Below are 572 nucleotides of genomic sequence, written 5' to 3' on the forward strand. Positions count from 1 at the left end.
GCCCCCGTTACTTTAAAACTTGATTTCGAGACAGTTGAAGCTGACCTTAAACTAACCCACCAGTGATTCAAGGTAACTCTTAAATGTGGTACGTAAATAAGGTCCATTAATCAATGTAGATTTTTTCTAATTTAAACTGATTTCGATTATCATACGAATTTAATACTACATGAAATGACTTATTTTCTGATAATCTATTCCAAATTTCAGTAATGTTTCCCTCTCTTGTTTCCTCGTCTTCAACTATTCGAAAATAATCATCTTGGTCAAATACAGACTTTTTTTCTCCGAAGTCCCCTTCTACGGTCACTATGTATTCATTGTTTACTTGTTTTAAATCTTTAACTTCTATAACTCCAAAATAGGATGTCTTCACATTATACTTATATAGGAAAATAAAAGTAGATAATAGTATAAAACCTATAAGTACAATTTTCCTTTTATTTATTCCTTTGCTTTTTTTATTTTCAATCATTTATTCTCACCTTACTCCTACATGAACTGTTTGCTATTTAATAAGCTGATCTTCCGTTAATATGCTTAAAGTGATTTATTAAGCAATCGCCCCCGTT

At 30.4% G+C, this 572-nt stretch carries 1 protein-coding gene; it reads right to left on the reverse strand.

The window, feature by feature from the left end; all coding sequences use genetic code 11:
• Window positions 1–106 precede the first annotated feature (106 nt).
• Entirely contained in the window at window positions 107–475 is a 369-nt protein-coding gene (locus tag GLW00_RS20365; RefSeq protein WP_160917090.1) for a hypothetical protein, read from the reverse strand.
• Window positions 476–572 lie beyond the last annotated feature (97 nt).

It is taken from the genome of Halobacillus litoralis (genome assembly GCF_009856445.1).
Lineage (GTDB): Bacteria > Bacillota > Bacilli > Bacillales > Halobacillaceae > Halobacillus > Halobacillus litoralis.

What these genes read in the sequence shown, in the direction of transcription:
- GLW00_RS20365 (WP_160917090.1), bottom strand. Translation starts at nt 475, where the DNA reads ATGATTGAAAATAAAAAAAGCAAAGGAATAAATAAAAGGAAAATTGTA.